Source organism: Rhodococcus sp. 06-462-5, from assembly GCF_002258315.1.
Classification (GTDB): Bacteria; Actinomycetota; Actinomycetes; order Mycobacteriales; family Mycobacteriaceae; genus Rhodococcoides.
Map to the genome: position 1 here is coordinate 19,365 of NZ_NOYD01000041.1, position 8,524 is coordinate 27,888.

Annotated in this window: 8 protein-coding genes; 2 read left to right on the top strand and 6 right to left on the bottom strand. The window is 63.8% G+C overall.

The annotated features are described in order from the left end of the window. The first annotated feature begins 315 nt into the window (after nucleotides 1-315). The gene (locus CH251_RS19470) at nucleotides 316-1,857 is read left to right on the top strand and encodes a hypothetical protein (RefSeq protein ID WP_143537949.1); all 1,542 of its coding nucleotides are present in this window, start codon (nucleotides 316-318) and stop codon (nucleotides 1,855-1,857) included. A gap of 175 nt (nucleotides 1,858-2,032) precedes the next feature. Here CH251_RS19470 and CH251_RS19475 read toward each other — a convergent pair whose 3' ends face one another. From CH251_RS19475 to CH251_RS19500, 6 genes are read right to left on the bottom strand one after another with little or no spacing between them, the layout of a single operon-like run. Next, a complete protein-coding gene (locus CH251_RS19475; RefSeq protein ID WP_094614620.1) occupies nucleotides 2,033-2,887 on the bottom strand; it encodes a biotin-dependent carboxyltransferase family protein in 855 nt (284 codons plus the stop codon). Beyond that, the gene (gene pxpB / locus CH251_RS19480) at nucleotides 2,884-3,486 is read right to left on the bottom strand and encodes a 5-oxoprolinase subunit PxpB (RefSeq protein WP_094614621.1); all 603 of its coding nucleotides are present in this window, start codon (nucleotides 3,484-3,486) and stop codon (nucleotides 2,884-2,886) included. The genes CH251_RS19475 and pxpB overlap by 4 nt, the downstream gene beginning before the upstream one ends. Next, nucleotides 3,486-4,250 (bottom strand): LamB/YcsF family protein, encoded by a 765-nt coding sequence (locus CH251_RS19485; protein WP_094614622.1) that lies wholly within the window; start codon nucleotides 4,248-4,250, stop codon nucleotides 3,486-3,488. Before CH251_RS19485 ends, pxpB begins: the two co-directional genes overlap by 1 nt. Nucleotide 4,251: 1 nt before the next feature. Next, entirely contained in the window at nucleotides 4,252-5,130 is an 879-nt protein-coding gene (locus CH251_RS19490) for a metal ABC transporter permease (protein ID WP_094614623.1), read from the bottom strand. Continuing rightward, on the bottom strand, nucleotides 5,127-5,960 hold the full coding sequence (locus CH251_RS19495) for a metal ABC transporter ATP-binding protein (protein ID WP_094614624.1): 834 nt from the start codon (nucleotides 5,958-5,960) through the stop codon (nucleotides 5,127-5,129). Before CH251_RS19495 ends, CH251_RS19490 begins: the two co-directional genes overlap by 4 nt. 48 nt (nucleotides 5,961-6,008) lie before the next feature. Further along, the gene (locus tag CH251_RS19500) at nucleotides 6,009-7,028 is read right to left on the bottom strand and encodes a metal ABC transporter solute-binding protein, Zn/Mn family (protein ID WP_094614625.1); all 1,020 of its coding nucleotides are present in this window, start codon (nucleotides 7,026-7,028) and stop codon (nucleotides 6,009-6,011) included. 142 nt (nucleotides 7,029-7,170) lie between these two features. Here CH251_RS19500 and CH251_RS19505 point away from each other — a divergent pair, with 142 nt between their 5' ends. Next, nucleotides 7,171-8,277: a LacI family DNA-binding transcriptional regulator gene (locus tag CH251_RS19505; RefSeq protein ID WP_094614626.1), complete on the top strand. Its 1,107-nt coding sequence runs from the start codon at nucleotides 7,171-7,173 to the stop codon at nucleotides 8,275-8,277. Nucleotides 8,278-8,524 lie beyond the last annotated feature (247 nt).

Below are 8,524 nucleotides of genomic sequence, written 5' to 3' on the forward strand. Positions count from 1 at the left end.
ATGTGTTCCGTCGAAATACGTTGCAACAGAACGGGTTGAGTAGCACGCAAGTCGACTCCCGGCGACCGATCGGGGACGTTTCGGTTGCCCTCCGCGTACCGATCGGGTCGCGTTATGTATGTTTATCGCGACCCGACCGGGTTCAGTAAGTTCGTGGGGGCGGCGATGAAGAGTACATTTGTTGGGGAACTGGATGGCCTGAGTGACCGGGCGAAGGGCGAGCGGCGAAAGCATGTCGCTCGACTCGCGAACTGGATGATGGCTGACTCGGACAACGTAGTCCCACGACCACTCGCGAGGGTCCCAGGCGAGGTAGTGAGTCAGACGACGCTGAAGAAATACTTCTCGCGTCAACGAACTTACGGTGACCCGTGGGGTGGTTTGTGTCATGCGGTTCATGAGCATCTAAGTGAAAACTTGCCGGACGCCGATCCGCCGCTGATGGTGGTTGCATATGCCGAGGCCTACAGAAAAAATCGCGAAGCTCGTGGTGCTGCAGCCTCTCGAGTTGCGCACCCTTCTTACCGCCAAGACCAGTTCTTGTCCTGGACGCAGGCAGAGTTACTGAAAGCCGTTGATGCAAAGGAGCTCGGACTTGCGGTGGCAGCCGCTAGGTTTGTAGTTGGGAAGCATTTTGCAGCCATGAAGATTCCCGGAGCTTCGGCTTTTGGCACCGCCGAACACAAGGATGAACGTACAGCCAGCCAGAAGGCCCTCGGTTCTGCCAACGAGATCATCGACATGGCAGAATCGATCCTTGACCGCGTATCTGCTCGGGATGCGAACCCGACAGACCTGATCTTGAAAGACTGCGTTCACATCTTCGAGTCCGCGGCGGATGCCAGAAGGCTGCGGTCCCGCGATCCGGAACGTGAGCAGTCGGAACTCTATGAGCTGGTGAGACTTCGCAGAGCTGAGCTCAAGTTGACTAAGCGGGTGCGGACTGCCGTCGATTTGATCTTTGCTCGATATCACTGCAACGCAGTCGACGCTTTGCTTCGCAATCGCGCACTTGAGGTTGCGGCGGTTGACAAGTTATTCACCGAACTGAATACGCTAGTTCACGGTAGCGGCGGTGCCGCACATAGAAAAGAGTTGAAGACCGATGCCCTACTTGCCGCCGTAGCCCGTGTCGCCTCTTATTCGGTATCCTACCCCGAGTATTTTCAAATATTGCAGCAATGCGCAGAAAAGGCGGAAAAGCTGCTTCCTTCAAGGAGGACTGAGAATCACGAAATTAGAACGCTCCTGAATCAAGCGGGGCTCCTTGGAGATCGAATCGAAGTCCCGACACCTACTCAATTGCTGCAGCTTGCGCGGTTCCGCGGTGTAGGAGAGTTGCTTCTCGCGCGAGCATTGGTTCGTATTGGCACCGCACAGACAATTATTGAAGGTTTAGATAAGTATCTTGGCGAAAACCTGGCAAACCCATCGCCGGTTCGCGCGAAAATTCTGCAGCGCGCAGTTGTGTATTATGAGCGATCCTCCGCTTGGTTGCGGCAAGCTGGTGCGGCAGGTGAAATAAAGAAAGCTGCTATATCCGAATGCTCTTCCCTGAAAATCTCTCTGCGGGAAATGGACCGCGAAGAACACCCGCTCGGGCCGGATTCAAAAAAGGCAGACGAGCTAGTGCGCAAGATTCACGACCAGATCGACATCATAATTGCCGATTCAATAATTCGTACCGACTTCACGCAACCGCTAGGGTTTGGTTCCTATCGTGTTGCTGTGGAATTGAAGTGGACTTTAATGCAAGTACTTCGGGTGCTCGATGAACCGTTCACGGCGTCACTACGTACAGATATGCCGCCGATCGATTTTGAATCATCGGTGAACCGGAACATGTATGACCGATAACTTCAAGCGGGCCCAAGGTGGTCGACACGCTATAGCAAGCGAAAGCTTCTGAATGCGGTGATGAACTGCAGTTCCGATTACGAGATGGCTGGGTAGTTTGCAATTTTCGAGGGCAGTGAAGACATGGGTTTTATTCTAAAGCGATGATCGGGTCTGCTACGGCCCCTGCTTGGAATCAGCCCACAGTCCGAAACCGCACCCGAGTGCCGGGGGTCAACTGTGCGGCGAAGGACACGTCCGCTGCGGTGACGACGGCGATCACCGGATAACCGCCTGTCACGGGATGGTCGGCGAGAAACAGCACAGGCTTGCCCGACGGCGGAACCTGTAGCGACCCGAGAACCATTCCTTCGCTGGCCAATTCGTCGTCTCTCCTGCGGCGCAAGGGTTCGGCACCGTCGAGCCTGATCCCGACGCGATCGGTGTCCGGTGTGACCGTCCACGGCTGCTGCACCAGAGTCGACAAGGCTTGCTCGGTGAACCAGTCATCACGCGGCCCGAACTTCACGTGCAATGTCTCTTGGGGCGATGGCGGCGGCAGGAAATCTGCAGCCGGCCATTCGGCACTGCCGTTGCCGACGTTCAGAACATCACCGGCGGAGAGAGGGGCCGGGCCGATGCCCGACATCGTGTCCGTCGAGCGACTGCCCAGAACGACCGGCACGTCGATCCCGCCTCGTACGGCGAGGTAACTGCGCAGACCGCATGTCGGCGTTGCCAGTTCCAGTTCCTGCCCGGCTCGGACCACGAGCGTCGAATACAGTCCTTGCTCCGTGCCGTCCACACGGCAGATCACCTGCGCCCCGGCGACGGCCACGAGTGCGTCGTACTCGGCGCGTAGCTTCAGGCCACCGAAGGTCACTTCCAGCGTGGCGGCGTCGGAAATGTTGCCCACCAATCGGTTCGCGGCATCGTGCGAGAGCCGGTCCGCGGCACCCGAGCGTCCGACGCCGATCGACGAATGTCCTGGCCGACCGCGATCCTGGACGGTACACAGCGGTCCCGTCTGCAGAACGGAGAGGGCTCTCATGCCTGCTCGAATCGGACGGTGGTGCCGGGCCGCAGCAGCGCGGGTGGATCGCGGTCGAGATCCCACAATCGAGCGTCTGTTCGTCCGATCAGTTGCCACCCGCCGGGGGAGGCGCGCGGATAGATGCCCGAGAACTCACCCGCCAGCCCCACCGAACCGGCTGGAACGCTGGTGCGCGGCGACGTGCGCCGCGGAACGTGCAGCCTCTCGTCGGTACCGACGAGATAGCCGAATCCTGGTGCGAAGCCGCCGAACGCGACGGTCCACGTCTGATCGAGATGTGCCGCAACGACTTCCGTGGTGGACAGGCCGGTGAGTCGAGCTACGTCGTCGAGGTCGTCGCCGTCGTAGACCACCGGGATCGTCACGGTATCGGATCGATCGTGGTCTGTCGTGACTGCGGGTTCGGTGGCCGCGATCCAGTCCAGAACCGGCTGCTTCGGCCCATCGAACGTCACCAGGACCGTGCGTGCGGCAGGTACCAGATCGACGACGGCAGCGAGTGGGTCGGCCGTCAGAGAGCGGTAGTATGCCATCGTCTCGTCCAGCTCGTCGAACTCGACGAGTACTGCATTCTCGCCCGCCGGGACAGTGCGCATCAGACGAAGGCTGCGACGTCGATACCGTTGCCGCGCAGCAGTTCCGACACGGCTGTTGCCATCGCGACCGCGCCGGGGGAGTCGCCGTGCAGGCAGATCGACTCGGCCTGTACACCGATCGTGGTGCCGTCGACCGCCAGGGTGGTGCCGTCGGTGATCATGGTCAGCACGCGCTGGGCGACGGCGTCGGGATCGGACAGTACGGCACCGGGCTCCGAGCGAGACACCAGCGTCCCGTGCGGGGTGTAGGCGCGGTCGGCGAAAGCCTCTGCGACAGTGCGGAGTCCGGCTCGTTCGGCCTCCTGGAGGAAAATCGAGCCGGGCAGGCCGAGCACCGGCAACGTCGCGTCGTAGGCGAGGACGGCGTCGACCACGGCCTTGGCCTGCTCGCGGTGGTGCACGATCGCGTTGTACAGCGCGCCGTGCGGTTTGACGTAGGCGACGGCCGAACCGGACACTCGAGCGAGGCCGTCGAGTGCGCCCATCTGATAGATCACGTCGGCGGTGAGGTCGGCGGGGGAGACGTCGAGAAAGCGCCGGCCGAATCCGGCGAGGTCGTGATAGCCCACCTGCGCTCCGATTCGTACCGCCGCTGTCGCGGCCGAGCGGCACGTGCGCAGCAGAGTGGTCGGATCGCCGGCGTGGAAGCCGCATGCAACGTTGGCGCTCGAGACCACGGCGAGCATGGCGTCGTCGTCGCCGAGGGTCCATGCGCCGTAGCTTTCGCCGAGATCGGCGTTCAGATCGATCGACACCTTCGACATCCTAGGCGGCGACGAGTCGTCCGGAATTGGCCTTGCGGGTTCCGCCGATCGCGCGGCACACGAGGTAGATGACGAAGGAGATGGTGGTGACGAACGTCGAGACCGGAAGGCCGGGAGCGAGGGAGAGCAGGATGCCTCCGACGGCCGCGATCTCGGCGAACAGGATGGACAGCAGCGTCGCCTTGAGCGGGCTCGCGGTCACCCGCGCAGCGGCCGCGGCCGGGGTGATGAGCAGCGAGAGGACCAGCAGTGCGCCGACGATCTGCACACCCAGCGCACACGCGACGCCGACGAGAACGGCGAACACCACCGAGAGTGCGCGGACTGGAACGCCGCGGGCCAGCGCCACCTCGGGGTCGGTGCTGGCGAACAGCAGCGGACGGTAGACCACGGTGAGCACGATCAGCACCAATACGGCGCACACCAGTAGTAGCTGGATCCCGCTCTGCCCGACGCCGACGATCTGGCCGATGAGCAGCGAGAAGCTGGTGCCGGTTCGGCCGGGGTAGAGCCAGATGAACAGCACCGACAGGCCGAGGCCGAAGGACATGATGACGCCGATGACGGAGTCTCGGTCGCGGGCCTTGCTGCCGAGCAGAGCGAACATCACTGCGGCGACCACGGATCCGACGATGGCTCCGAGGCCGACGGTGATGCCCACGAGCAGTGCGGCGGAGGCACCGGTGAGCGAGAGCTCGCTCGATCCGTGCACGGCGAAGGCCCATTGGCGGCTGACGATCAGCGGGCCGAGGGCGCCTGCGAGCAATCCGAGGATCGCGGCGGCGAGCAGGGCCTGCTGGACGAAGTCGTAGGTCAGGAGATTTGCGGTGGTGTCGAAGTCGAGCATCTTCGAGAATGCGTCGAGAACCTTCTCGTTCATGCCTTGTCTTCTCTGTCGTGCGGCACGGGTGGGTGGTGGGCGCCTGCCGAGCCGAGCGCGTCGATCGAGTCGCCGGTGCCGACGACGATGAGCCGGCCGCGAACCTTCAGCACCTCGACCTCGGTGCCGTAGAGCTCGGAGAGCACCTCGGTGGTCATGACGTCCTCGGGCGTTCCGATACGGAACCGGCCGTCGACGATGTAGACGATGCGGTCGACGAGCGGCAGGATCGGGTTGATCTCGTGGGTCACGAACAGCACCGCTGTGTCGTGCTCCCGTCGTCGGCGATCGATGAGGCTCGAGACCAGAGACTGGTTGGCGAGATCGAGGCTGAGCAGGGGCTCGTCGCACAGAAGAACCGACGGATCGCCGACGAGTGCCTGGGCGATGCGCAGTCGCTGCTGCTCACCGCCGGACATCGAGCCGACGGGAGCACCCGCGAAGGAGTTGGCGTCGACCTGATCGATCGCGCGCTGCACCGTCTCCTTGCGCTGCCGCATGCCGCGCAGGCCCATGCCCCATTTGTGGCCGTCCCAGCCGAGGCCGACGAGATCGCGTCCGCGCAGGGGGAGATCGTCGTCGATGTTGCGTTGCTGGGGGACGTAGCCGACGCCCGACTGGCCGCGACGGACGGGATTGCCGTCGATCGCGGCCGTGCCGGACGTGAGGTGATTCTGGCCGAGCAACACCTTGAGCAGAGACGTCTTGCCCGACCCGTTGGGGCCGAGAACGGCAACGAACTCGCCCTTCTCGACCGTCAGGTCCAGGTTCTGCCACAGCGTGCGCTCGCCGAACGCCAGTCCGGCATCGCGCAGTTCTACAGCAGGCATGTACTACAGCTTTCCATCAGCCGGTCCGAGATCAGGAGTCGGATCGGCTCAAGGGGCGGTTGCGAGGGCGGCCTGCAGATCCGTCGCTGCCTTGGTCTGCCACTCGATGTACGTCATCCCGGCGGGCAGGGTCTCGGTGACCTCGACGACGGGGATGCCCGCGGCCTCGCTGGTGGAGCGAATGTCCTGTGTGACTGCATCTTCGGTCTGGATGTTGTAGATCAATGCGCGGACGGACTTCGAGGTGAACAGATCACGCGTCGCGGCGATCGATGCCGGAGACGGGTCGTTGCCCTCTTCGATGGAGTCCTTGAAGTCCTCGGGGGTGCGATCGTCGAGTTCGGATTCCTCGATGAGGTAGTGCGCGATCGGCTCGGTCTGCGCCACCGGTGCGTCGGGGTGATCGGCGGCGATCTTCGCTGTCACGTCGGTGATGCCGTGGACCTGCTCGTGGAAGGTCTCGGCGTTGGCGGTGTACTGCGCGGCGTTGTCGGGATCGAGCTGACCGAGCTTGTCGGCGATCTCCTCGGCGGTGTGCGCGGCGACCTCGGCGTTGTACCAGACGTGTTCGTTGACCTCGCCGTGCGAATGGCCGTGATCGTCCGTTGCCTCGGCTTCCGGCGTCGCTTCGCCGGAGGTGGACTCGGAGTCGTGATCGTGGCTGTCGTCGAGCAGGGTGTAGGCGTCGACCGACGGCACGTCCTTGCCCTCGGAGCCGAGGATGTCCTCGATGAACTGGTCGTAGCCGCCCCCGTTGTAGACCACGAGCGACGCCTCGGCGACGGCAGCGGCGTCGGCCGGGCTCGCCTCGTACGAGTGCGGGTCAGCAGAGGGATCGGAGATGAGCGAGGTCACTGTGGCCAGGTCGCCTGCCACTGCCTCGGCGACGCTTCCCCACACGTTGGTAGACGCGACGATCGTGATCGGTCCGTCGACGGGGGTGGCCGGGGCAGATTCGGTGCTCGTGGGTTCGCCGGAGCTGCATGCGCTCAGGGCCAGGGCTGCCGCGCAGGTCAGGCCGAGCATGGCCGTGGTCTTGGCCCGGGACGCGCGAGGAATGGACGACATCGATGTACTCCTGTTGAGCAGAACTTGACGCTAATGGAAACCGTTACCGTTGTACTCTAGCGCGCGGCGGGGCGGTCCATCGAATCGGACGATCGAGACCTCGACTTTCTCTACGGTGCGTTGTGGGACTAACGTCCCGGTTATGGCCAGGTCAAGCGAACCGCGACGTCAAGCGACGTTGGCGTCGATCGCAGCCGAGCTGAAGGTATCGCGCACCACCGTCTCGAACGCCTACAACCGACCCGATCAGCTCTCTCCCGAGCTGCGCGAACGTGTCCTCCAGGCCGCCAAGCGCCGCGGATACGCAGGCCCCGACCCCGTGGCGCGGTCGCTGCGCACCCGCAAGGCCGGCGCCATCGGACTGCTCCTCACCGAAGCTCTCAGCTACTCCTTCCGTGACCCCGCCGCCATGAGCTTCCTCGCCGGACTCGCCGAATCCTGCGAGGCCGCAGGGCAAGGTCTACTGCTCATTCCCGCCGGTGCCGAGCGCGACGACGTGCAGGCCGCGGCCGTCGTGCAACAAGCAGGAGTCGACGGATTCGTCGTCTACTCCGTCGCCGACGACGACCCCTACCTCGCTGCCGTTCGCGAACGCCACCTCCCGATCGTCGTCTGCGATCAGCCTCGCAACATCCCAGAAGCCGCCCTTGTCGCGATCGACGACCGCGGTGCCATGAAAATGCTTGCTGCACATCTGATCTCGCAAGGGCACGAGCACCTCGCCGTCCTGTGCATGCGACTCGGACGCGACCGCCGCGATGGCGTCGTACCCCCGGGACGGTTGGCGGACAGTCACTTTCACGTGCAGCGCGAACGTATCGCCGGAGTCCAAGCCGCCATGATCGACGCCGGACTCGACCCCGACACCCTCACTGTCGTCGAACGCTTCGACCACACCGTTCGCTCCGGGCACTCCGCGGCCGCCCAAGCGCTCCAGGCCAACCGTGAGACCACCGCCCTGCTGTGCACCACCGACGTCATCGCCCTCGGCGCACTGAACTTCGCCCGAGTCTCCGGAATCGATGTGCCGAGCCAACTTTCGGTCACCGGATTCGACGGCATCTCCGACGCCATCCGCGAGAACCTCACCACCGTGCGCCAGGACGCCGAAGAAAAAGGCCGTCGCGCGGGCAAACTGGTGCTCTCGTCCTCGCACTCGGGCATCGTCGCCGCCGAAACCCTGCCGACCGAACTCTTCCGCGGCCGAACCGCAGGACCGCCGCCGAAACAGCCGCCCGCTATCGCCTGAGCTGCCGTCGCCCGCCGCCGCCGCTCGCCCGCCTTCAGCCCGCCCCCTGTTCGCGTCAATGGACCATTGCACGGCTCAGACGTATGCGATGTGCCATTCACGCAGCAGACCCCGGTGGGTGAATGGACCATTGCACGGGTCAGACGTATGCAATGGTCCATTGACGCGGAGCGGGGGTGGGGTGAGCCCTAGGCGCTGAGCAACCTCGCGCAGCGCAGCAGACCCAGGTGACTGTAGGCCTGCGGAT